Source organism: Streptantibioticus ferralitis, from assembly GCF_029223525.1.
Taxonomy (GTDB): Bacteria; Actinomycetota; Actinomycetes; order Streptomycetales; family Streptomycetaceae; genus Streptantibioticus_A; species Streptantibioticus_A ferralitis.
The window spans coordinates 295,421-317,392 of sequence record NZ_JARHTQ010000007.1; the positions used below are offsets into that span (position 1 = coordinate 295,421).

The 21,972-nt window shown below is 69.5% G+C and carries 16 protein-coding genes and 5 pseudogenes; 8 read left to right on the top strand and 13 right to left on the bottom strand.

Annotation, left to right across the window (positions count from 1 at the left end; all coding sequences use genetic code 11):
• Positions 1-34: 34 nt before the first annotated feature.
• The 5 genes and pseudogenes from P2L57_RS14115 to P2L57_RS14135 form a co-directional block, all read right to left on the bottom strand.
• Positions 35-1,000: an SDR family NAD(P)-dependent oxidoreductase gene (locus P2L57_RS14115; RefSeq protein ID WP_275813670.1), complete on the bottom strand. Its 966-nt coding sequence runs from the start codon at positions 998-1,000 to the stop codon at positions 35-37.
• A 181-nt stretch (positions 1,001-1,181) separates the two neighbouring features.
• Positions 1,182-1,661: an alpha/beta hydrolase family protein gene (locus tag P2L57_RS14120; protein ID WP_275813672.1), complete on the bottom strand. Its 480-nt coding sequence runs from the start codon at positions 1,659-1,661 to the stop codon at positions 1,182-1,184.
• Positions 1,588-1,875, bottom strand: a pseudogene (locus tag P2L57_RS14125) (IS110 family transposase); the annotation flags it as partial. The pseudogene P2L57_RS14125 and the gene P2L57_RS14120, both read right to left, overlap by 74 nt.
• Positions 1,876-1,988: 113 nt before the next feature.
• A complete protein-coding gene (locus tag P2L57_RS14130; RefSeq protein ID WP_275813674.1) occupies positions 1,989-2,561 on the bottom strand; it encodes a Clp protease N-terminal domain-containing protein in 573 nt (190 codons plus the stop codon).
• Between the two features lie 2 nt (positions 2,562-2,563).
• Positions 2,564-2,773: an RNA polymerase sigma factor sigma-70 region 4 domain-containing protein gene (locus P2L57_RS14135; protein ID WP_275813676.1), complete on the bottom strand. Its 210-nt coding sequence runs from the start codon at positions 2,771-2,773 to the stop codon at positions 2,564-2,566.
• Positions 2,774-2,999: 226 nt separating this feature from the next.
• Here P2L57_RS14135 and P2L57_RS14140 point away from each other — a divergent pair.
• A pseudogene (locus tag P2L57_RS14140) lies at positions 3,000-3,798 on the top strand (class I SAM-dependent methyltransferase).
• Between the two features lie 510 nt (positions 3,799-4,308).
• Here the strand turns inward: P2L57_RS14140 and P2L57_RS14145 are convergent.
• Complete coding sequence (locus P2L57_RS14145; protein WP_275813678.1) at positions 4,309-4,971, bottom strand: class I SAM-dependent methyltransferase; 663 nt, start codon at positions 4,969-4,971, stop codon at positions 4,309-4,311.
• A 406-nt stretch (positions 4,972-5,377) separates the two neighbouring features.
• A complete protein-coding gene (locus P2L57_RS14150) occupies positions 5,378-6,298 on the bottom strand; it encodes an alpha/beta fold hydrolase (RefSeq protein ID WP_275813681.1) in 921 nt (306 codons plus the stop codon).
• 80 nt (positions 6,299-6,378) lie between these two features.
• Here P2L57_RS14150 and P2L57_RS14155 point away from each other — a divergent pair, with 80 nt between their 5' ends.
• Both P2L57_RS14155 and P2L57_RS14160 read left to right on the top strand, forming a co-directional pair.
• Positions 6,379-7,050 (top strand): TetR/AcrR family transcriptional regulator, encoded by a 672-nt coding sequence (locus P2L57_RS14155; protein WP_275813684.1) that lies wholly within the window; start codon positions 6,379-6,381, stop codon positions 7,048-7,050.
• Between the two features lie 288 nt (positions 7,051-7,338).
• A pseudogene (locus P2L57_RS14160) lies at positions 7,339-7,593 on the top strand (prolyl aminopeptidase); the annotation flags it as partial.
• 155 nt (positions 7,594-7,748) lie between these two features.
• Here P2L57_RS14160 and P2L57_RS14165 read toward each other — a convergent pair.
• The 3 genes from P2L57_RS14165 to P2L57_RS14175 all read right to left on the bottom strand — a co-directional run bounded on the left by P2L57_RS14165 (position 7,749) and on the right by P2L57_RS14175 (position 10,411).
• Positions 7,749-8,249, bottom strand: a complete 501-nt coding sequence (locus tag P2L57_RS14165; protein WP_275813687.1) for an HIT family protein — start codon at positions 8,247-8,249, stop codon at positions 7,749-7,751.
• Positions 8,250-8,369: 120 nt separating this feature from the next.
• Positions 8,370-8,597 carry an EamA family transporter gene (locus tag P2L57_RS14170; protein ID WP_275813691.1) on the bottom strand — a complete coding sequence of 76 codons (228 nt, stop codon included), beginning with the start codon at positions 8,595-8,597 and terminating at the stop codon, positions 8,370-8,372.
• Positions 8,598-8,824: 227 nt separating this feature from the next.
• On the bottom strand, positions 8,825-10,411 hold the full coding sequence (locus P2L57_RS14175) for a Na+/H+ antiporter (RefSeq protein ID WP_275813694.1): 1,587 nt from the start codon (positions 10,409-10,411) through the stop codon (positions 8,825-8,827).
• A gap of 350 nt (positions 10,412-10,761) precedes the next feature.
• Between P2L57_RS14175 and P2L57_RS14180 the strand changes: the two genes are divergently transcribed.
• The gene (locus P2L57_RS14180; RefSeq protein ID WP_275813697.1) at positions 10,762-10,887 is read left to right on the top strand and encodes a hypothetical protein; all 126 of its coding nucleotides are present in this window, start codon (positions 10,762-10,764) and stop codon (positions 10,885-10,887) included.
• 20 nt (positions 10,888-10,907) lie between these two features.
• On the opposite strand, the pseudogene P2L57_RS14185 reads toward P2L57_RS14180, so the two are convergent.
• Positions 10,908-11,042 (bottom strand): annotated as a pseudogene (locus P2L57_RS14185) (transposase); the annotation flags it as partial.
• Positions 11,043-11,076: 34 nt separating this feature from the next.
• Here P2L57_RS14185 and P2L57_RS14190 point away from each other — a divergent pair.
• Positions 11,077-11,291, top strand: a pseudogene (locus P2L57_RS14190) (IS5/IS1182 family transposase); the annotation flags it as partial.
• Positions 11,292-11,309: 18 nt separating this feature from the next.
• Here P2L57_RS14190 and P2L57_RS14195 read toward each other — a convergent pair.
• Positions 11,310-11,618: a hypothetical protein gene (locus P2L57_RS14195; RefSeq protein WP_275813700.1), complete on the bottom strand. Its 309-nt coding sequence runs from the start codon at positions 11,616-11,618 to the stop codon at positions 11,310-11,312.
• Positions 11,619-11,680: 62 nt separating this feature from the next.
• Positions 11,681-13,438, bottom strand: coding sequence for an aa3-type cytochrome oxidase subunit I (gene ctaD / locus P2L57_RS14200; RefSeq protein WP_275813703.1), 1,758 nt, complete (start codon positions 13,436-13,438; stop codon positions 11,681-11,683).
• 455 nt (positions 13,439-13,893) lie between these two features.
• Here ctaD and P2L57_RS14205 point away from each other — a divergent pair, with 455 nt between their 5' ends.
• From P2L57_RS14205 to P2L57_RS14215, 3 genes are all read left to right on the top strand, one after another.
• Positions 13,894-14,145, top strand: coding sequence for a GMC oxidoreductase (locus P2L57_RS14205; RefSeq protein WP_275813782.1), 252 nt, complete (start codon positions 13,894-13,896; stop codon positions 14,143-14,145).
• A 137-nt stretch (positions 14,146-14,282) separates the two neighbouring features.
• Complete coding sequence (locus P2L57_RS14210) at positions 14,283-16,049, top strand: methyltransferase (RefSeq protein ID WP_275813706.1); 1,767 nt, start codon at positions 14,283-14,285, stop codon at positions 16,047-16,049.
• A 32-nt stretch (positions 16,050-16,081) separates the two neighbouring features.
• Positions 16,082-21,946 carry a type I polyketide synthase gene (locus P2L57_RS14215; protein WP_275813709.1) on the top strand — a complete coding sequence of 1,955 codons (5,865 nt, stop codon included), beginning with the start codon at positions 16,082-16,084 and terminating at the stop codon, positions 21,944-21,946.
• Positions 21,947-21,972 lie beyond the last annotated feature (26 nt).

The following is a 21,972-nucleotide window of genomic DNA, read 5'->3' on the forward strand; positions in this document are numbered from 1 at the left end:
GTACCGCCGCGTCTCCGACGTGATCCGCACTCACTCACGTCATCGTGGCGAAGGCATCGACGCCGGTGAGTTCGGCCGACAGTTTCCACAGCCGTGCGGCCCGCTGCGGATCAGTGGCCCACGCACTCACTCCGCGGCCCAGGACGGTGTCCTCAGCGGCGGGCTCGGCGATGTCGCAGTCCTCGCAGTACACGCCGCCCATGCCTGCCAGTTGTGGTGAGGTCGCTGCCCAAACCTGTGTCGCCGCGCCCTGTTGGGGTGTCTTCCAGCCGCTGTTCGTCGGACTGGTGCTGATCGTCGCTGCCAGCTCCGCCAGTTCCTCCTCGGACATATGGCGGGCCAACTGTGTGCGAATCGTGCCCGGGTGTACCGAGAACGCCCGTACCTCAGCATCCCGGCCCAGCGCGTCCAGATGCAGCGCGAACAAGGCATTGGCTGTCTTCGCCTGCCCATAAGCCTGCCACTTGTCATAACCGCGCTCGAAGCGCACGTCGTCCCAGTGGATGTCCGAGAGCTGATGCCCGTTGGAGGACACCGACACCACGCGGGCACCCCCTCGTGCGATCGCCGGCCAGAGCCGGTTCACCAGCGCGTAGTGGCCGAGGTGATTGGTGGCGAACTGGGCTTCCCAGCCGGGCCCGACACGCGATTCCGGACACGCCATGATCCCGGCGTTGTTGATCAGTATGTCGATGCCGCGGCCCGAGGTCAGGAACCGATCGGCGAAGGTGCGCACGCTGTCCAGGTCGGTCAGGTCCAGCTCTTCCACCTCCACGCCGTCGATCGTGCTCACCGCCTCCTGGGCAGTGGCGCGCCGCCGGGCGGGGACGACGACGTGGGCTCCCACGCTGGCGAGGGCCCGCGTCGTTTCCAATCCCAGTCCCGAATAACCACCGGTCACGATCGCCAGCTTGCCCGACAGGTCGATGCCCGCCAGTACGTCAGTGGTGGTGCTTTGAGTGCCGAACCCTGTGTTGATCTCGCGTTGCGGTGTGGTCATGCACCGAATCTACGGATTTGAGCGCGCTCGAAGGCAACCTCGACCCGGCCTTTACTGAACATCGACGACAGGACGAAGGCCTGCGATGCCCCGCAGCATGGGTACGGTCGGCATGACCGTCGTGGCACCCCGCTCGTCGGCCGCTTGCTCCGACGGCTGGGAGTACGGTCCCCACTCGGCGTCACCCGGCGGTGGCGCCCAGCGCGCTGAGCCAGGTCTGGATCGCCCCCGCCGTCGTGTGCGCGTGGTCCTCGTTCACGGTCCAGTGTTCGCCGGGGACGTCCACGGTGTCGTACGGCTCCAGCCAGGAGGTCCGCCGCTCCTCGTCCCCCGCGCGGTATCCGCCGCGGAACCGCATCTGCGGCGCCGGTTCCGTGGCGCGGACCAGCAGCGTGGGGACGCCCACCGGTTCCGGGCGCCAGCCGCGGGCCATGCGGGTGTAGGCCCCCAATGCGGCCATGGACATGTCGTCCACGACGGCGTCGAATTGCCCGCCCATCTGAAGAGGGACGCGTGCGGGCATCGCGAGCAGCCATGGCTCGTCCTCGCGGTCCGGGGTGACGTGATGGGCGTCGACGATGATGAGGCCGGTCGGCGGTGGGGAAAGCGTCCAGGCTGCCGCCGATGGCGGCGAGGAACTCGGCGCCCAGGGTCGCTCCAACGCCGGGCATGGAAAGGATAATTTCGGCGAGTTCGTGCTCGCGAAACCGGCCCTCGATGAGCTTGTCGGTCTCGGCGATCTTCTCGTTGGGGGCCATCACCTCCTTCGCGAGGGTGTGCACCATCTTCGCGATAGCCTGCTCACCCGCGACGGTGGTGTGCTGGCGCCCGGCGGCCTCGACCGCCTTCGCAGCAAGGGTCTCGGGGCTGCGGACACCGCCCGGCGCAGCACGCTGATCGCCTGGTCGCGGTCGCGCGGGACAGCGTTGGCGATGAGCGCTTCGCCGGTCTCCCCGGCCCCCACGCGCCCGGAGAAGCCGAGTGGTGCTCAGCCCGCCAGGGGCTGCGCCTTGCCGTCGCCCCCGAGTACACGCTCGACCTCGGCCTGGGATGCTCCGTACTCGGCGAGCACGTCCGCCACCACGCCGGGTCCGGCTGCGAGCGCCAACAGGATGTGCTCGTCGCCGATGTGGCGGTCGCCGCGGGCCAGCGCGGCCCGCAAGGAGCGCTCCAGTACGGCTTTCGCCTCGCGGGTGAAGGGCCGATGCCCGGCGGACCACCAGTGCCTGGGCCTCCGGCCGGTGGCCAGGGCGCCGCGCCCGTGGGCGTCCTCGACGCGGGCGACGATCTCCGTGACGTCGATGCCGAGACCGGCCAACGCCTCGGCGTCCACCCGGGAGATCCCGCCCCGGCGCCGGGCCTCGCCCAAGGCCCGCTCCAGGAGCTCGCGACGCTCGGTCACGCCCAGGGCGTTCAGTACGAAGGCCGCCTTGGTGCCCTCCCGCTCCAGCAGCGAGAGCAGTAGGTGCTCCTCGGCGACGGTCTCGGAGACGACGCGCTCGGCGTGCCCGACCGCGCCCTCCACGACATCGCGGGCGCTCTTGGAAAACCTCTCGAACATTGTCAACGCCTCCCGTACTTCTTGTGAACGGCCTGCCTGCTGACGCCGAGTTCGTTGGCGATCTCCTGCCATGACCAGCCCTGGACCCGGGCGCTTCTGACTTGTACGGCCTCAAGCTGCTCCAGCAGCCGCCGCAGCGCGGCGACGGCCCGCAGCCCGACCCGCGGGTCACGGTCGCCCGCCCGCTCGGCGAGATCGGTTGCATCGCTCATACCTGTCAACTTACGTTGACGTTCCAGTTGGTGTCAACTGTGGTTGACAGGGGGTCCGTGACTGCGCAGTCCGTACTCGGCGGCTTGGGTCTGCCTAACTCGTCGTGCTGGCGGGACGCAGGCCCCGGCGAACCGCACAGGATCGAGTGCGTCGCCCCTGATCAAGCCGTGGAATCATCGGGCATCCGGGGCAGACGGACGGCTTCGTGGAGGGTGGAGGCTGGAAGTGGTTGACGGTTGGGAGTGGGACGAGACCTTGTTCTCGGGAACAGCCGCCCATTACCAGCATGGGAGGCTGCCTTACGCCCCTGGGCTGGTGGAAGCGCTCGCCGAGGTTCTGCAGCTCGACGGGCGCGGGCCTCTCATCGACGGGGGATGCGGACCAGGCACCCTTGCCGTGAACCTGGCGCATTTGTTCACGCCGGGCCGCCGAGGCGTCAACGACCGGGAAGGCGCAGTGGGTGCGGGCCCGAGCCGAGGATCTTCCGGCAGGCCGTGGCGCGTTCACTGTGGCGGCCTTCGGCCAGTCCTTCCATTGGATGGATCGCGACCTGGTGGCGACAACCATCCGAGACATGCTCCAGCCCGGCGGGGCGTTGGTACACATCTCGGACTTGAAGACCGAGACCCGCAGCGTTGACGACCCTCCGTATCCACCGGTGCCCTACGCAGCGATGGATGAGCTGGTCAAGCGCTATCTGGGACCGGTTCGGCGAGCCGGCCGCGGGGTGCTGCCGCGGGGAACACCCGGGGACGAGTCGGCGGTGTTTGCCCGGGCCGGGTTCTGTCGCCCCGAGCGGCATGTGGTGCCCGGCGGGCAGGCGTTGGAACGCAGCTGTGATGATGTCGTCGCGTGGGCGTTCTCGATGTCGTCCTCGGCTCCTCGGTTGTTCGGCGCGTGCCGCGAGGACCTCGAGGCGGACCTGCGTCGACTGCTGCGGGAGGTTTCCCCGGCGGGCCGGTTCTCCGAACGCCAACCGAGCACCGAGGTCTTCCTCTGGCGGAGGCCGTCTTCCGAGTCGTGATCAAGCAGCCATTGGCATGTGACACGGCCTTCCCCGTTCACGGGTGAGCCGACGGGTCATGAGCGGCTGCCTGCGCGTCATCCGGGCATGTGGCTGCCGTTCTCGGTTGCTCACCCCCACCTGCCGGGAGTGCTGCTCATCCTCGGGTTCTTTGCTGTGGTGACCGCCTTTGTGGCGAGCGTCTCGCTGCCCTCCTGGCACTGAAGACGGCTGGCCGGCCGAGAGCCGTGTGACTTGCGAAGAGCCTCGCCAGTATGTTGTCAGAACCACGTGGAGCGGCTGCTGTCGAAACTCGGCTTCACTTCGCGGTCGCAGATCGCCGTCTGGGCCCACGAGCGGCGGCTGGTGCTGTGACCGGGAACATTCGTCGGGTGGGACGGAGGGCGGGTCCTCGGAGGGGTTCAACCTCGTGACAGCGGCATACCGCGGACTGCTTCGCCTGAGCATCCATCGGAAACGGTCCGTCTACGACTCGGGGCCCCGGTTCCCCGGTCATCAACAGCCTGGAGATCATCGGGGGAGGGTCTGGGTGACACGCCACAGGCGACGGGGCAAGTCACCTTCCTCGAACGCGAACACCTCGTCCAGACTCCATCCGACGGCGAGGTCGTCGACGAGGTCGCGGGGGAAGAAGTGCACGGCGAACCCGCCGTGTTCCCATATGTCGTCTCCGTAGGTGGTGCCGACGCCGTAGTGGGCGTCGCCGGTGTGCCGGACGGTGTAGACGAACACCCCACCGGGCCGCAGGACGCGGCGGACCTCGCCGACGAGGGCGTGGATCTGCTTCGTCGACAGGGCCATGCACAGCAGCATGTGGGCGAAGACCGCGTCGGTCGAGGCATCCGGCAGCGGCAGCGGCTCACGCACGTCGTGCACAGCGCAGGCCACCCGCTCCTCGACGTCCCACGCGCGAGCGGCCGACCTGAGCTGTTCCAGGCCGACGGAGCTGAAGTCGGTGGCTTGGACGGCGAAGCCCTCGCGGGCGAAGAACAGGGCGTCGCGGCCGTGTCCGGCCCCCAGCTCCAGCACGTCTCTCGCTCCCGCGGAGCGGAACACCCCAACAGCGTGGACCGCGGGTGCGGAGGGCCGCTCGCCGTACATCCCCGGGTGGGCGGTGTAGGTGTCCTGCCAGTGCCCTCGCTGAATGCCTGCGAGGTCCTTCTCCTCTGCCATGGTTCCCCACTTCCCAGATCAGCCTACCTACCGGACGACGTGGGTCTCGCTGCGTACGGCGTCGCGTCGTCCAACCGAAGCACTCACCGGCCGCGCATCTTTCGGGGGGCCGGGGATGAGTGTGGTCTCCAGTGCTGTGATCCCCTTTCCCGCTCCTGCTGTGTCAGCGGTGGGGCGTGGGTTTCCTCCCGCTACGCCTGGGGTTCGGGCGGATGAGTTGCGTGTTGTGGGGCTACGAACGGTGCGCCGGATGCGCTGTGGGAAGGCGCGCGCCGCACCGTCGGCGCGACCTGCCCGATTTGGAGCTGCTACTGCTCCACCCGCAGGGCCCGCCCCGATTTCAGACCCCGACTTCAGACCCCGACTTCAGGCCCCGGCGGTGCGCCCTGGCCGGGTGGGCCACCGGCTAGTCGCGTGCAAGGTCGACGGCGGGCGGCTGTTGGTCGGCGGGGTCGGCGAGCGCGCGCAGTTCGTTGGCGTAGGTGGCCCAGGCGTCGCGGGCGAGGAAATGGCCGACGTCGGGCACGGTGCGCAGACGGGCGCCGGGGACGGCGGCGGCGATGTCGCGCGCGGCCGTCACGCGTAGCAGCGGGTCGCGCTCGCCGTGCAGTACCAGGGTCGGCGTTGTGATCTGGGCGAGCGAGCCGCCGTGCCATTTCACGCCGATCTGGCGGCTCTGCGCCTTCTGGTCGCGGAAGCTGGCGACGTGGTGTGTCGCCTCCTTGTCCACGAACTCGCGCACGTCGTTCTCGTCGAGGTGCTGGTGGGGCGCGGCCAGGATACGAGCGACGGCCACGGCGAGGGCCAGGTCGCCTTCCGGGGTCTTGGGGTAGTGCAGCCGGGCGAAGCGGGCCAGGGACGCCAGGTGCAGGTAGCGCAGGACGCTCAGTCCCTTGGCGTCGCTGGGCACTGCCGAGGAGGTGGTGGTGCTCAGCACGCGCTGCGGGTGCCGGATCGCGATGCGCTGCGCCACGAGCCCGCCCATGGAGTGGCCGAAGACATGGGCGCGCTCCCAGTTGAGGGCATCGAGAACGGCGACGGCGTCGTCGGTCAGGTCTTCGGCGCTGTAGGCCGGGATCGAACGGCGCAACAGGGCCTTGATCGGCGGGCCGACGCGCTGGTCAGGCAGGTGGGTGGACTGACCGGCGTCGCGCTGGTCGTAGGCCACCACGTGGAAGCCACGGCGCACCAGTTCGCGCACCAGTCCGTCAGGCCACCAGAACCGTGAAGTTCCCAGTCCCATGACCAGCAGCAGCGGGTCCCCGCCCGCCCCTCCGAGGTCCTCGAAGGCGATCTGGATCCCACCGTTGTGCGCGAAGCGCGGCATCGCGACTCCCTTCTTTCGCATACAGCGTTCGCGAACATCGTATGCGAATGGATAGGCTGGCGGCAACATGGGAGGTGGCAGTGGCTGGACGGCAGGAACCCGTGATCTGGATGCGGCCGGAGCAGGCCCGGATCGGGCGCCCGGCTGAGCGCAGCCGTGCTGAAATCACCGCTGCCGCAATGGACTTGGCGGACCGGGAAGGCCTGGAGGCGGTCTCCATGCGCCGCGTCGCCGCGGCCTTGGGTACCGGCGCCGCCTCGCTCTACCGCTACGTGGCCACCCGCGACGACCTGCTCGACCTGATGACCGACAGCACCGCGGGCGAGTACGACCTGCCCGCCCCCAGCGGCGACTGGCAGGCCGACCTGCTCCAACTCGCCCACCAGGCCCGGCAGATCATGCGACGCCACCCCTGGCTGCCGACCCTGGTCATCACCCGCCCGACTCTCGGCCCGTACGGGATCGACCTGCTCGAGCACGTACTCGACGTACTCGCCGACCACCCGGCCGACCCCGCCCGCAAACTTGAGGCCTTCGCCCTACTGAACGCCCTGACCGCGCTGTTCGTCCAGAACGAACTGGCCACCGCAGACCCCGACGCCCAGCGCCAGACCGCCTACCTGCGCCACGTGGCCGCCGCGGGCGACCACCCGCGTATCGCCGCTCTGTTCGCCGCCACCGCACCCGAAGGTGAGCCCCGCGACCGGTTCGCCACCATAATTCGCCGCACCTTGACCGGCGTGCTGGGCTGACGCCGCCCGAGCTCCGGTTCCCCGCCCACCGGCCCGGCGCTCCCTCGGCCGCCACGGCATCACGGCCAGCGCCGCCCCCAACTCGGCGCTCGCCGCCGATATCCCCAGCCCGCTCCTCGCCGACCTGGCCGACATACACCGGCACACCGCCGTCCGCTGGGTCGCCTACGCCAGGCGTGACTGGGTCGAGTACCTGCTGTCCGGGCTGCGGGCAAATCTGGAGAAGTCGATCCAGCCATCGACTAGCCTTGCGAGTTTGTTCTTCGCACCCAACGTGAGGAGACCGTCATGGCCCCGCCGTTCCCGCCTATCGAGCCGTACGCGCACGGCTTCCTCGATGTCGGTGACGGCAACCAGATCTACTGGGAGACGAGCGGCAATCCCAATGGAAAGGCGGCCCTGTGCGTGCACGCCGGCCCCGGCGGCGAAGGGCGGCGGGCCAGCCGCAACAGGTTCGATCCCGAGACCTACCGGATCGTCTTGTTCGATCAGCGTGGCTGCGGTGAGAGCCGGCCGCATGCCTCCGACCCGGCCGTCAGTCTCGGCCTGGACGAGATCCTCCGGCCCGATGTCAGCCCGCCTGTGTTCGGCCGGACCATGGCCGTGCTCGCCAGCGACTTCGCCAACTCGGAAGTCGCTGGCGGCACGCAGTTCAGGCACGTCGCCGCCCGATGCCTTGCCAACCGCTGGACTCACGGCTACATGGACAAAGGTCCCGGCTGGGGGAGTTGAGGGCACCCGGAACCTGCGGCGGTGCTGCCCTCGCCCGCAAGGGCCGTTCGCAAACGATCGCACACGTCGACCACCTGGCCCTGGTCCGGAACGCGGCCCACGTTGAACATCGCCATTTGCAGTTCAGGTCCATAGGCGTTGTGCTGAGCAAGATCGTCCTTGCGAGCGGGCTGCACAACAAAGTGGATGTGTCCAGGCGCTCCGCCAGCGTGCGACCAGAGACACACATACACCTGCTCTGGCTCCGTTACCTGGGTAACGGCGTCGCTGACACGCTGCAGCAGTGGCCCGAGCTCATGCGTTTCGTCCGCCGCCAGTTCCGCGACGTGCACCACATGCCTGATCGGCTTGACCACCACGGTTCCCAGGCCCAGTGGCCCCACGCAGTGCTCGACGACCCAGTTGGCGGTCCGGAGAATCGTCCCGCCGGGCAACGGCGCAGTCCCTTCGATCAGTTCGCACGCCAAGCACCCGCCCTCGGTGGACCCACCCTCGGTCGACATTGGCATCCCCCACGTCTCAGAGTCACTTCAGGTCGGCCATTGCATTGGATCATCCAACTGCCATAGCCGGCCATCGTTAGGGCCCTACTTCGTGACCATGCCCGCAGCGCGCCCGAGCCGGGTGCGCACGGCGGTACCGGCGCAGGCGATCACGGTGATACCGCCGAGAACGGTGGGCCAGGTGATCTGCTCGCGCAGGATCAGCGCAGCCCAGCAGATGCCCAGCACCGGCTGAACGAGCCGTATCTGGCTGACCTGGGCCATCGGGCCGATCGCGAGTCCGCGGTACCAGGCGAAGAAGCCGAGGAACATGCGCCGAGGCGAAGCGCGAAGACTCCACTGGAGCGACGTCCACCTCAACGACAGCGTGCTCTACGCCCGCTACCCCCTCCCCGTCTTCGTCACAACACCTCGGCCTCACCTCGCCCCCCAGACCCGATCCACCAAGAGCTGGGGCTGCAAGAGCCGCGGCGTCTCGGGCGGAAGCGGTGTCCAACGTCAAAGTGACTTACCGACCGGTCGGACCGTTAGGAGAGCTGTCAGCCGCGGGCGCGGAGGCTGGCTTCTTCGAGGTCGAGTTCGCGCTGGATCCGGCGCCGGGTGGCATTGCTGATCTTGTTCGCTTCGTAGAGGCGCTGGAGCTCGGCCGCCTCGATGGCGATGAGTGTCCGGCGTATCTCGCGGTAGGCGTCGGCAGGTCGGGCGTCTGGGTCGGTGTAGTGGGCATCTTCGGCCTGGTGGATGCGCGCTTCCAGCTGGCGACGGGCCTGTTTCAAGGCGGCCTCCGCGGCGGCACCCAGATCGGCGAGCTGATCCAGATCGCCAAGCTGTTTGAGCTCTTCGAGAGCGGCGCGGGCAATGTGTCGGCGGGTCCGGGACTCCTCGCGGGCGGTGTGCTCTGGTTCCACAGCGATGCCGGAGCGGCGGACGACAGGGGCGAGGGTGAAACCCTGGAAGATAAGAGTGAGCGCGATGGTCCCGGTGGTGAGCGTGAGGATGAGCGCCCGGTGCGGCAGCGGCGCCCCTGTGTGGGTGGCCAGGGGGATGGAGAGCGCGGCGGCCAGCGGCATGACGCCTCGGGTGCCTGCCCAGGACAAGACGGCCGGAACGCGCCAGGAGAGGCGACGGTCGCCCTCCCCGTGCCGGTACTGGATCAGGGCGGACAGCGGGAAGATCCACAGCAGGCGGATCGCCAGCACAGTGAAGGCGATGACCGGCACCCACAGCGGCCAGCCGTGCTCGTCGTGCGCGAGCTGACGGACGGCGGAGGGGAGCTCGAGGCCAATGAGGGCGAAGACGACGCTCTCCAGCAGGAAAGTCACGGTGTCGTAGACGGCGTGGACCTGGAGGCGGATGGGGGCGTTGCTGAGCTTGCGGCCGGTGATGCCGAAGGCGACCCCGGACACGATGACGGCGGTGACGCCGGAGGTGTGCGATTGCTCCGCGATGACGTACGAGGCGTACGGAGTGACCAATGCGATGACGGTCTCCAGCACGGGGTCCTCGGTTCGTCTGCGGATGAGCGTCACCACTGCGGCGACCGCCGCGCCGATGAGGGCTCCTCCGCCTGCAAGGATCAGGAACTGCTCGATGGTCCCGGGCACGGTGATGGCGCTGCTGGAAACCGCGGTGACCACGGCGACCTTGTACAGGACCAGGGATGTGGCGTCGTTGAACAGGCTTTCCGCCTGCACCATGGCCTGTACGCGCGGTGGGAGAGACAGGCGCCGGCCGAGCGCGGTAACGGCCACGGGGTCGGTGCTGGCTAGGACAGAGCCGAGGATGAACGCGGTCGCGGCGGTGAGCGGGGTGATCGCTCGGGCGACGTACCCGACGGCGATGGCCGAGGCGAGGACCAGGCCGAAGACCAGGCCGGTAACAGGGCGCCACACCGTGCGTAGGTCGCGGACGGAGATTTCCCCGGCCGAGGCGAAGAGCAGTGGCGGCAGCACCAGCACGTTGATCACGTGAGGCGGCAGGCGAACCTCCGGAACCCAGGGCATCAGCCCAACGATCAGACCGGCAACCACGAGGAGCGAGGGCGCGGGCAAGCTCCAGCGCCGGGCACCGGTCGCCACGGCTGTGGCCAGGACCACGAGCAGCAGGATGACGGTCAGGCCGGTCATGGAGTGTCCCCGGTGGGTTGCGGCTTGTTACCCCCCTCTGACCAGGTGCTTTATCAACGTAACCGACCTCGGGCGGTGATGCAGCCGATGGAGCCGCGACCGTCCGGGGCGCGGCAGTCGTTGCGGCGGCGCACCCTGCCCATGGTTCAGGCCCGCGTACAAAGCGTCGTGCCCCCCGGCGGTGTTCTGCGGCCGGGGCCGGCCCGACGAGTCTTCACCGGCCCGTCCGCGCAGAGCACCGCGTCGGTGAGACCGAACAGTTCGTGTGCACGCGAGGCCAGGCACGCGTACAACTCCGCAGGATTCTGTAGTTCTGATCCGGGTTCTCACGCGGGACACGCCTGCTCATCATGAACGAGCGACACCTACGCGCCGTGCTGGACACCCACACCGACCACTACAACCGGCATCGCCCCACCAATCCCTCCACCAACGACCTCCCCAAGCCGCGGAGCCTGGCCAGGCAGCCCTCGTGATCTCACCCGGAAGCCGCATCCGCTCCGGCGTAGGCCTTCAGGTCCCGAGCCTGGCTGAACCAGGTGCGGTCGTCGCCGATCTCGATGAGTATCCGGGCGCCGGTGAGCGTGGCAAGGCCGGGGAAGCTCGTGGTGATCTGTGCGTCGGGGTGCTGCGGGAACAACTCCCCGACCCACGAGGCCAATTAGGCGTACAGCTCACGCCAGAACCGCCGTTACCCGCGGCGATGGCAGATCCGGCACACGATCCCCGAGCACCGGGACCAGCGGGCTGACCGCGGAACGAAGTCGAGCGGACCAGCAACGCGCTCAAGGGCTCTCGAGCCGTGGCCACCCGGTACGAGAAGGCGTTCGTCTTTCACGGCACGGTCACCCTCGTCGCGATCCGGCTGCGGCTGCGTTGATGATCCGCCGCGCACTCCCTAGCGTCGTACCGCGAGCATTGCGGCCAGCACGGCCACCAGCCCTGCGGTGACGGAGACCAGGCCCAGCAGCGTGGCGACCCAGCGCATCCTCAGCGATCGGTGGCGCAGGGCGCATTGATGCTGCTGCTCGTGGTTGCGGGAGGCGGTGCGGTGCATGAGGTCCAGCCAGTCGGCCGTGTAGTGGCCGATGACGTCCTCCCGTTGCCGGGAGGTCAGCCACGGCAGCCGGTTGGCGAATCGCGCGGCATTCTTCTGGGCTTCGCTGATCTCAGCCTGCCAGGACAAGTACGACGCGATCTCGTCCATGTCCGGGGCACACGGCGAGCCCTCTCCAGACGGCCCCCCATATGCCTTGCCGACTCCGGGGCTCACCGATCGGATCCTTGTGGGCTATCGCCCGGTTCACTCCCGCCCTGTGGCGCGCCGCTAATAGGGGGAGGCTGGAGTTGACGCTCTACTTCGTAGGCGGCGATGTCGGGGTGGTGCAGGTCGAACGCCGGGGATTCGGAGCGGATACGCGGCAGCGTGAGGAAGTTGTGCCGCGGTGGCGGGCAGGATGTCGCCCATTCCAATGACCGTCCGAAGCCCCAGGGGTCGTCAACTTCCACCTTTTTGCCGTACTTCGCGGTCTTCCAGATGTTGTAGAAGAAGGGGAGCGTCGAGCCGCCGAGCAGGAAGGCGCCGATGGAGGAGACCGTGTTGAGCGTGGTGAAGCCGTCGACCGCCAGGTAGTCCGCGTAGCGGCGCGGCATTCCGATCACGCCCAGCCAGTGCTGGACGAGGAAGGTGCCGTGGAAGCCGATGAACAGCGTCCAGAAGTGGATTTTCCCCAGGCGTTCGTCGAGCATTTTCCCGGTGAACTTGGGCCACCAGAAATAGAACCCGGCGAACATGGCGTAGACGACGGTGCCGAAGACCGTGTAATGGAAGTGCGCCACCACGAAGTACGAGTCCGAGACGTGGAAGTCGATCGGCGGCGCGGCCAGCAGCACACCGGTCAGGCCACCGAAGAGGAAGGTCACAAGGAAGCCGATCGACCACAGCATCGGTGTCTCGAAGCTCAGCGACCCCTTCCACATCGTGCCGATCCAGTTGAAGAACTTCACACCGGTCGGGACCGCGATCAGGAAGGACATGAAGGAGAAGAACGGCAGCAGCACGCCACCGGTGACGTACATGTGGTGCGCCCACACCGTGATGGACAGACCGGCGATGGTGATGGTCGCGGCCACCAGGCCGATGTAGCCGAAGATCGGCTTCCGTGCGAAAACCGGGATGACCTCGGTGACGATGCCGAAGAACGGCAGCGCGATGATGTACACCTCGGGATGGCCGAAGAACCAGAAGAGGTGCTCCCACAGCAGCGGACCGCCGTTGGCCGCGTCGAAGACGTGTGCCCCGAACTTGCGGTCCGCCTCCAGCACCAGCAGCGCGCCAGCCAGCACGGGGAAGGCCATCATCACCAGCACCGAGGTCAGCAGCACATTCCACGTGAAGATCGGCATGCGGAACATCGTCATGCCCGGAGCGCGCATGCACACGACCGTGGCGATGAAGTTGACCGCCCCCAGGATGGTGCCGAAGCCGGAGAGGGCCAGCCCCATGATCCACATGTCTCCGCCGACACCCGGAGAGCGGACCGCGTCGGTCAGCGGAGAGTAGGCGAACCAGCCGAAGTCCGCCGCACCCTGGGGGGTGAGGAAGCCGCCCACCACAATCAGCCCGCCGAACAGGTACAGCCAGTAGGCGAACATGTTCAGCCGCGGGAACGCCACGTCGGGCGCGCCGATCTGCAGTGGCATGATCCAGTTGGTGAAGCCCGCGAACAGCGGCGTCGCGAAAAGCAGCAGCATGATCGTGCCGTGCATCGTGAACGCCTGGTTGAACTGCTCGGTCGACATGATCTGCAGGCCGGGACGGGCCAGCTCGGCGCGCATGAGCAGCGCCATGATGCCGCCGATGATGAAGAAGCCGAACGACGTCGCCAGGTACAGCGTGCCGATCGTCTTGTGGTCGGTGGTGGTCATCCACTTCACGACCGCGTTGCCCGGCTGCTTACGCCGCACCGGCGGCAGCTCGGTGGCTCCGCCCACGGCAGCACCCTGGGGTTCGTTGAGGATGCTCACTGCGCCACTCCTGTATTGCCACCAGCTGCCGGAAAATATCCGAACCACCTTCCCATTCGGGGCCATTCAGGGTGAATGACCGGGCAGTGGCGGCGCGTCGAATTGAGCCTTCCGGCTCACTCTTACGACCGCGCCTCGGTCTCGTTGAGCGCCGAGTATGACGAACATGTGGTTGTGAGATGAGTTCGAAATGGTGACGGTCCCGCCCGGGAACGCCGGCGTCCCCCTCACCATCCGAGCTGGTAGGGCTTCTTCCTGCTTGGGCTCTTCGTGGTCGCGGGGCTTGTGAGGCTGGTGTCCCGACGGGGCAGATCAACGTTCCGCAACCTCTGGCGGCCAGTTATCTCCCCAACAACTGGCACGCCAAGGGAATCTGAAGTGGCCGCTGACATCTGACCTATCGGATACGCCCTGGTGCTCCAGCAGCGCTTTGTCCCTACCGGGCCTCCCGCGCTATCCCCGGAGGCGTTTCCGACGCCGAGGTCGCCGCCTGTATCCGGGCGGCGGCCAGCACGTTCTGGCATCAGTGCGGAACGGCCCGGATCGGTGTCGACGGCGACGCCGTCGTCGATTCCGAGCTGCGCGTCAGGGGCCTGGAGGGCCTGCGCGTTGCCGACGCATCGGTGCTGCCACGCGTGACCTCCGGGAACACCATGGCCCCGTGCGTGGTCATCGGGCACCGGGCGGCCAGTCTCATCCGCGGCTGAGTGCCGGGCGCGCTCGTCCGGCGGGGGCATCGGGGGTGGGGTCAGGCTCGCGCAGATGTGGGCGGCATTGCCCGGGCGGCTCTCCAGCGGGCACGCTGAGGGCACTCCGCGGTTGCCCTGTCGAGGGAGCTGACTTGATGGACCCGTATGTCCGAACAGCTGGCCTCGACGAGGCCGATCGTGCCCTGATCAACGACTCCCTGTCGCTCGTCCGGTCGGCGGACGCACGTGCTGTCGTGCGGGACCTGCTGCCCCGGCTCACGGAGAGGGAGCAGGAGTCCGTGGCCGCTCACTGTGACGTGGCCCATGCTGCCGCGCTGGTGTTTCCGCCCTCGCTGGACGGGCTGATCGCTGGTCTTCGGGCCGACGGCTTCACCGTCGGCGAAGCCGTCCCCAGCGTGGTGGTACGCGAACGGCTGAGCCGGCGTTACGGTGTGCCGGTTACCGCGCTGGAGGTCACGATCCTGCACGTACAGGTGCCTGCCACCGGTCAAGGGCCATGCGAGATCGAGCTCTTCGTCCTGGAGACGGCGCCGGGTACGGAGCTGCGCGCGATCGCCGCCAGGGAACGTATGGAACGCAACGAGTCCCACCTCGCACTGGAGGTGAGGGCACCCGACGGCGTGGTCATGGCGGGATTGCGTGCGCTCCTGGCCGACCATGGCGGACTGGCTGCCGACGGTGGGGGCTACAACTCCCTTGAGAACTGCACCGTGTTGTACTTCCTCAGTGCTGCCGCCGACGGCCGGGACGGGCTCTCCGCAACCGGCCCGGCGCGTTCCAGGCGCCTGGAGTTACGGGCCCGTGGCCACCACCCGGCGGTCCTGGCCGCCCACCGGGGGGCCGAGCCGGGTGATCCGGCGAAACGTCTGCTGGAGCTGATGACCGGGGCCTGGACGACCCAGGCGATCGCGGTGGCTGCCAGGCTGGGCCTGGCCGACCAGTTGCCCGGTCCCTCCGTCCGATCCACGCGCGGCACCGAAGCCGCGGCAGCAGCCGGTTCCGTTGCCGAGCTGGCCGGCCGTCTCACTGCCGATCCGGCCGGCCTGGTCCGCCTGCTGCGCTACCTCGCGGCCGTGGGAGTGGTCACTCCTGTCGGCGACTTCTACGCGCTGACGGAGCTCGGTGCGCTGCTCCGGGAGGACTCCCGGCACTCGCTGCGCTCGCTGGCACTGCTCTACGGCGGGCCCTTCTACCAGTCCTTCGGGGAACTGGCCCATTCCGTCCGTACCGGAAGGGAGGCGTTCAAAGCGCTCTTCGGGAAGGGACACTTCGACTATTTCGCCGAACGGCCCGGCTTGGCCAAGCTGTTCGACTCCGCGATGGCCGCCAGCGCAGCGATGTTCGAGCCGGTACCCGGCCTCTTCGACTTCTCGGACGCCCGCGTGGTGGTGGATGTCGCCGGAGGCAACGGGCAGTTGCTCGGCCTGCTCCTGGCTCGCGCGCCTCATCTGCGGGGCGTGCTCCTGGAACGAGCGCACGTGCTGGAGGGTGCACGCCGGCACCTGGCCGGTGCGGGATGCGCCGACCGTTGCTCCTTCGTAGCCGGTGACTTCACCCGTGCCGTGCCAGAGGGCGGGGACGTCTACCTGCTGTCACGCGTCCTGCACGACTGGGACGACGAGCGGTGCCTGACCATCCTGCGCCGCTGTGCCGAGAGCATGCACGAGAAGTCCCAACTACTGCTTGTGGAGCGGCTGTTGCCCGACACCGAAGAGCGAATGCCCAGGGCTGCGCCGTCCCTGGCGGTGGCCTGGGACCTGCACATGATGTGCAACGTGGGCGGCCAGGAGCGGACCACCGGCCACTATCAACGCCTCCTGGCTACGGCCGGATTCGAGCTGCTCTCGGTCCGGGGCCTGCCGCTCGACGGCAACCTGTTGCACGCCCGACGACGGGGCTGACAAGCAGTACCGGTGCGGGGAAGGATTCATGCATGGCGGTTACGGTCCACGACTATCTCGTCGCCCCCTCGGACGCCACCACCGAGGGACGCAGCCGTACGACACTGCCGGAGATCTTCGCCGCGGCCGCCGACGCGCACGGCGATGCTCCGGCCGTCGTCGGTTGCGGCGAACCGCGGTCGTGGTCGCAGTGGCGCGCCGAGTCCCAGGACTTGGCCGCGGGCCTGCAGGGCCGCGGAATCGGTGTGGGCGACGTGGTGGCCGTCCACCTTCCGAACTGCTGGGAGTTCGTGGTCACCCACACCGCGGTGGCCGAGGTCGGCGCGGTGCTCCTGCCGCTCCATCTCACCTACGGTGAGCGGGAGCTGCTGACGTTGATGCGCCGGGCGGGGGCCCGCGTGCTCGTCCTGCCCGCAGGTTACCGACAGGTGGACGGTGTGGCGCTGGGCCGGCGGCTGCTGGCCCGGCTGGACGCGCTCGAACTCGTGCTGGTCGTCGGGGAGGCCCGGCCGACGGCCCTGGCGGAAGGAGGCCCGGCACGGCGGGACGCCCACATGGCCTGGTACGACGCGCTCGTCGACGAGCACCGTCTGACCTCACCCCGACGCGTGGAACTGACGGCCGAGCTGCCGCTCGCCCTGCTGCCGTCGTCGGGCACCACCTCGAACCGCCCCAAGCTCTGCCTGCACAGCCATGGCACGCTGTTGTCGAACGCCGCGACGGTGGCCCTGGACGGCGGCGCGAGCGAAGGCGACACCATCGTGAGCGCCAGCCCGTTCACCCATCTCTTCGGCCTGCTGTCGGTGCACCTGGCGCTCCTCACCGGAAGCCGGCAGGGTCTGCTGCCGCAGTGGGATGCCGGGGCCTTTCGCGCGCTCGCCGACCGTACCGAGGCGAGCGTGCTGTTCGCGGTGCCGGCCCAGCTGCGGGATCTGGTGGCGACACTGCGCGGTGACCCTGCGACGGGCAAGCTGCGCCTGCGCGAGGTGCGCACGGGCGGCGCGGCGGTGCCCGGGCCGCTCGTGGCGGACCTGCGACGGGTGACCGGGGCATCGGTGGTCGTCCAGTGGGGCATGTCGGAGCTGGGCGCGGGCACCGTGACCCGGCCCGACGACCCGCCAGAGGTCGCTGTCGGAAGCATCGGCCGCCCGCTCAGCGGCTGCGACGCGCGCGTGGTGGACGACACGGGTGCCGTCCGCCCCGATGGCACCGTCGGTGAACTGCAGTACCGGGGGCCGCACTTGTTCCTCGGCTACCTCGGGGATCCCGAGCGGACCCGGGAGGCCTTCACCGCCGACGGCTGGCTGCGCACCGGAGACCGGGCCCGCCGGAACGCGGACGGCACCTTCACCTACCAGGGGCGCGACGCGGAGGTGATCAACGTCGGGGGAGTGAAGGTCAGTGCCTCGGACATCGAGACCATGCTCAGCGATCTGCCGCAGTTCTCGGGGCTGGCCGTCACCGCCCGCTCCGACGCCCGGCTCGGCCAGTACCCCTGTCTGGTCGCCGCCCTGCGGCCCGGGGCCGCCATCGGTCTGGAAGAGGTACGGGCCCATCTCGCAGGCAAGGGCGCAGCCGAGTTCCAGCAGCCGCTGGAGCTGCTCCTCGTCGACGAGATACCGCTCACCCCCACCGGAAAGATCGCCCGCGGTCGCCTGGCCGAGCTGCTCGCCCGCCCTTCGGAGACCGGAACGCGCCGACGAGCGGATCCGGCCGCCCTGCGGGGGCCAGAAAGCCTCCACGCCGCACGGGAGTTGATACGCCAAGAGGTCACTCGTGTCCTGCCCGCCGATGCAGCGGGCGACCCCGCACCGGACCGGACGTTCCGGGAATCGGGGGTCGGCTCGCTCGCCGCGGTGCGCCTGGCCGTGAACCTGTCGGAGGCGACCGGACTGGCGTTGTCGACGACCGTCGCTTTCGACCACCCGACCCCCGGGGAACTCGCCCGCCATCTGACCGACCTGGCCACCGGCCGCCGGCCGCAGCAGGAGACCGGCGGGGAGGAGCCGCACCCCGCACCGGAACCGGACAGCCGCGACCCGGTCGTGATCAGCGGCATCGGCTGCCGCTTCCCCGGCGACGTCCGCTCCGCCGAGGACCTGTGGCAGCTGCTCGTCGACGGCCGGGAGACGGTCGGCCCCTTTCCGGCCGACCGCGGCTGGGACCTCGACCGGCTCCGGCACCCGGATCCCGCCCACCCCGGGCGCTCCAGTACGCGCTACGGCCACTTCCTCGCCGGAGCCGCCGAGTTCGACGCCCGCTTCTTCGGGATATCCCCCCGCGAAGCGCTGGCCATGGACCCCCAGCAACGGCTACTGCTGGAGACGAGCTGGGAGGCGCTGGAGGGTGCGGGGATCGACCCCACGGCGCTGCGCGGCTCCGACACCGCGGTCTTCCTCGGCCTGATGGCGCCGGACTACGCACCACGACTGACCGAGGCCCCCGAGCGTTTCGACGGCCTGCTGCTCACCGGCAACGCGGCGAGCGTCGCCTCCGGACGCATCGCGTACACCCTCGGCCTGACCGGACCAGCGCTCACCGTCGACACCGCCTGCTCCTCCTCCCTGGTTGCCGTGCACCTCGCGGTCCAGGCGCTGCGCCGCGGCGAATGCACCCTGGCCCTGGCCGGTGGCGCGACCGTGATGGCGACCCCGGCCTCGTTCGTGGACTTCAGCCGCCAGGGAGCCCTTGCGCCGGACGGCCGGTGCAAGGCCTTCGCGGCCTCGGCCGACGGGGCTGCGTGGGCGGAGGGCGCGGGCGTGCTGGTACTGGAGCGGCTCTCGCGGGCTCGGCGGAACGGACACCCGGTCCTCGCCGTGATCGCCGGTTCGGCGGTGAACCAGGACGGCGCGAGCAACGGCCTGACCGCGCCCAGCGGGCTCGCGCAGCAGCGCGTGATCCGGCAGGCCCTGGCCGACGCCGAGTTGACCCCCAGTCAGGTCGATGCGGTCGAGGCGCACGGAACAGGCACACCGCTGGGCGACCGGATCGAGGCCGAGGCGCTGTACGCCGTGCATGGCGGCGACCGCGCTGAGGGGCGACCGCTGTGGCTGGGCTCGGTCAAGTCGAACATCGGGCACACCCAGGCCGCCGCCGGGGTCGTCGGCATCATCAAGACGGTCCAGGCGCTGCGGCACGGCCTGCTGCCGCGCACCCTGCACACCGACCTGGTGTCCCCGCCGGTGGTCGGAGAGGCCGGCGGCGTGCGGCTGCTGCTGACGCCCCAACCGTGGCCGCGCTCCGGCCGGATCCGCAGGGCCGGGGTGTCGGCCTTCGGGATCAGCGGTACCAACGCCCACGTGATCCTGGAAGAGGCCGCTCTCGAACAGCCCGTCCCGATCGTGGCCTCGGCCATGGACGAAGAGCAGGCGAGCGGTGACCAGGCGCTGCCCTGGGTACTGTCTGCCCGCAGCGCCCCGGCCCTGCGCGAGATGGCATTGCGGCTGGTACCGATCGCCGAGTCAGCCGATGTGTTCCAGGCGGGCCGGGCACTGGTCACCTCCCGGCCGTCGTTCGAGCACCGTGCGGTGGTCGTCGCACGTCAACGGGCTGAGCTGGTCGCCGGGTTGCGCGGTGTCGCCGACGGCACCCTGCCCGCCCATGCGGTCGGTGGCCTGGCCCGTCCCGAGGGCGGTGGCACGGTCTTCGTCTTCCCCGGACATGGCTCCCAGTGGGAGGGCATGGCAGCGGACCTGCTGACCGAGTCCGAGGTGTTCGAGCGGTCCTTGGCGGCATGTGAGGAGGCCCTCGCGCCACACATCGACTGGTCCGTGCGCGGTGTACTGCGCAGGGAGTCCGGTCAGCCACCGCTGAGCCGCGTCGACGTCGCACAGACGTCCCTGTTCGCCGTGATGGTCGCGCTCAGCGCCGTGTGGCAGTCGCTGGGGGTGCGTCCGGACGCGGTGGTGGGGCACAGCCAGGGGGAAATCGCCGCCGCCTGTGTGTCCGGCGCCCTCTCGCTGGCGGACGCGGCGAAGGTCGTCGCCCGGCGCGCCGCCGCCGTCCGGGAGCTGCCGGCCGGCCGGATGGCAGCCGTCGCCCGGTCCAGAGACGACGTGTCCGGTCATCTGGGCGCCGGGCAGGGACGGTTGTGGCTCGCGGCCGACAACGGCCCTCACTCGACCGTGATTTCCGGCGATCCCGGTGCCATCGGCGCCCTGCTCGACGAGCTCGGTGATCGGGGCGTACGAGCGACTGGCCTCGCGGTCGACTACGCCTCCCACAGCGCGCACGTGGACAGCCTGAGGGACCACCTGTCGAAAGCACTCGACGGCCTTGAACCCCGCCCCGCACAGATGCGCTTCTACTCCAGCGTCGAGCCGGGCCCGCTGGACACCACGCGGCTGACCTCGGATTACTGGTACCGGAACCTCCGCAGCCCGGTCGAGTTCCACAGGGCGGTCCGCGCGCTGCTGGAAGACGGCTTCTCCCACTTCATCGAAGTCAGCCCACATCCGGTCCTCACCTACCCGGTCCTGGAGACCGCCGAGTCGGCCGGACGGCCCGTCTGCGTGGTAGGAAGCCTCAGACGGGGCGAGGGCGACCAACGACGCTTTCTGCTCTCCGCGGCGGAGGCTTTCGGCAACGGAGTTCCGGTGGTCTGGAAGAACGTCTTCGCCGGGCGCGAAGCCCGCCACGTCGAGCTGCCTCGCTATCCGTTCCGGCGTGAGCGCTACTGGCTTCCGACCGGAGCCGCAGCCGCACAGCCGCTCCGGCCGCCCGAGCAGACATCCGGAGCCGCCACGGCCCGCCGGGTTGCCGACGAAATGCCGCTCCCGGACAGCGTGTCCGCGCTCCTGACGCTCATACGGGACCACACCGCAGTCGTCCTCGGCTTCCACGACGGCGGGCAGATCGGTTCGGACACGGCATTCGCCGAGATGGGTACGGGGTCGCTCGCCGCGGTCGAGCTACGCGCCCGACTGGCTCGCGCACTCGGTCTTCCCCTGCCCTCCACCGTCGTCCTCGACCACCGTACGCCCCGGGCACTGACCGAACACCTGTGGCGCCTCCTACGAGACAAGGCACACCCGGAGCCCGGTCGACGCCCCCCTCGCGAGGCGCCGGACACCCTCGATGCCCTGTACCGACAAGCCTGCCTGATCGGGGAAGGCCGGACCGCCGTCGAGCTGATCAGCGCAGCAGCCCGGCTCCGCCGCACGTTCGGCCCCGAGTCCGCACCGCAGAACGCGCCCCGGGCCGTCCGGCTCGGACCGGCGGGAGGCAGCCCGCTGCTGCTGTGCTTCCCTTCCCTGCTCCCGGCCTCGGGACCGCACGAATACGCCCCACTCGCCGAGGCGTTGAACGGCGACCACGAGGTGCTCGTGCTTCCGCAGCCCGGCTTCGCCGAGGACGAGCTGCTTCCCCGCGACATCGAAGCCCTGACCGCCGCGCACGCGGCGGCAGTCGGCCGGTACGCCGGCGAGGTGCCGTTCCTGCTGTGCGGCCACTCCTCCGGGGGGCTGATCGCGCACGCCGTCGCCACGCGGCTCGAGGAACAGGGCCGCTCCGCAAGCGGCCTGGTCCTGCTGGACACCTGGTGGCCCGATCGAACCTTTCAGGACGACGTGCTGCCCCGCGTCCTCGCCATCGCGGCCGTACGACAGCAGGCCTTCACGGCACACGGCATCCCCGTACACCGGCTCACCGCCACCGGCGGCCATCTCCGCGTACTGGCCGGTTGGCAGCCCGCGCCGGTCAGCACCTCCACGCTCCTGCTCCGCGCACGGCAGACCGTCCCCGAGTTCGCCGAGGACGACCGGTGGGCCCGTCCGTGGCAGCTGCCGCACACCGAACGCGCCGTCCCAGGCGACCACTTCACGATGCTGGACACCCACGCCTCCGCGCTGGCTGATGCCGTACGAACCTGGTGGGCCGAGATCGCAGACGCACCGTAGCCCCCGCGTTAACGCCCCGTATCAGG

Coding starts and splice junctions, on each gene's coding strand:
- P2L57_RS14115 (WP_275813670.1), bottom strand. CDS start 1,000: ATGACCACACCGCAACGCGAGATCAACACAGGGTTCGGCACTCAAAGC.
- P2L57_RS14130 (WP_275813674.1), bottom strand. CDS start 2,561: ATGTTCGAGAGGTTTTCCAAGAGCGCCCGCGATGTCGTGGAGGGCGCG.
- P2L57_RS14135 (WP_275813676.1), bottom strand. CDS start 2,773: ATGAGCGATGCAACCGATCTCGCCGAGCGGGCGGGCGACCGTGACCCG.
- P2L57_RS14145 (WP_275813678.1), bottom strand. CDS start 4,971: ATGGCAGAGGAGAAGGACCTCGCAGGCATTCAGCGAGGGCACTGGCAG.
- P2L57_RS14150 (WP_275813681.1), bottom strand. CDS start 6,298: ATGCCGCGCTTCGCGCACAACGGTGGGATCCAGATCGCCTTCGAGGAC.
- P2L57_RS14170 (WP_275813691.1), bottom strand. CDS start 8,597: ATGTTCCTCGGCTTCTTCGCCTGGTACCGCGGACTCGCGATCGGCCCG.
- P2L57_RS14175 (WP_275813694.1), bottom strand. CDS start 10,411: ATGACCGGCCTGACCGTCATCCTGCTGCTCGTGGTCCTGGCCACAGCC.
- P2L57_RS14180 (WP_275813697.1), top strand. CDS start 10,762: ATGAACGAGCGACACCTACGCGCCGTGCTGGACACCCACACCGACCAC.
- P2L57_RS14195 (WP_275813700.1), bottom strand. CDS start 11,618: ATGGACGAGATCGCGTCGTACTTGTCCTGGCAGGCTGAGATCAGCGAA.
- P2L57_RS14210 (WP_275813706.1), top strand. CDS start 14,283: ATGGACCCGTATGTCCGAACAGCTGGCCTCGACGAGGCCGATCGTGCC.
- P2L57_RS14215 (WP_275813709.1), top strand. CDS start 16,082: ATGGCGGTTACGGTCCACGACTATCTCGTCGCCCCCTCGGACGCCACC.